The organism is Paraburkholderia sp. SIMBA_053 (assembly GCF_046534895.1).
Taxonomy (GTDB): domain Bacteria; phylum Pseudomonadota; class Gammaproteobacteria; order Burkholderiales; family Burkholderiaceae; genus Paraburkholderia; species Paraburkholderia caledonica.
In genome coordinates this window covers 1-543 of sequence record NZ_JAWRXU010000073.1, presented here as the reverse complement: position 1 = coordinate 543, position 543 = coordinate 1, and the positions used below count along the sequence as shown (strand labels likewise).

Below are 543 nucleotides of genomic sequence, written 5' to 3'. Positions count from 1 at the left end.
ATGCTTCAACGTCGTATGTATCAGGCCACCTGAGATTCAGAGCGAAGAAAAGCGCGTTCGGGAGAACGCGCGGAAGTTCGCTGCGATCGAGCATATTAAATATCAGGCACCCTGACAAAACAAGAACCGCGTGTTTGGTGAATACCCCAGGTATCGAGCGCAATGACGAAAGGCAATGGCAGCGCCAAGGGTTTTCCCCGATCACATAGCGATTGTGTCGCAGGCCGCTTGATACTAGACTTGTATCAGGCTACCTGATACGAAACGCCGCTTCGGACGCAAGCGGAAACGTTATCGGGTACTCGCACATCACGACACACATTGATACGCGCAAAAAGCGCTGGAGCTACGAACATGGCAAGTTATGAGGGTCGCTGGAAAACGGTCGACGTAAAGGTCCAGGAAGGCATTGCATGGGTGATGTTTAATCGTCCCGAGAAGCGCAATGCAATGAGCCCCACGCTCAACAGCGAAATGGTGCAGGTTCTGGAAACGCTGGAACTGGACGCCGATGCAAAAGTACTCGTGCTGACCGGCGCGGGC

Annotated in this window: 1 protein-coding gene; it reads left to right on the top strand. The window is 53.4% G+C overall.

Annotated elements, in window-relative coordinates; all coding sequences use genetic code 11:
• Positions 1-354: 354 nt before the first annotated feature.
• Positions 355-543, top strand: a 189-nt coding sequence (locus tag SB753_RS34610) for an enoyl-CoA hydratase-related protein (RefSeq protein ID WP_410804537.1), incomplete at its 3' end; no start/stop codon positions are given.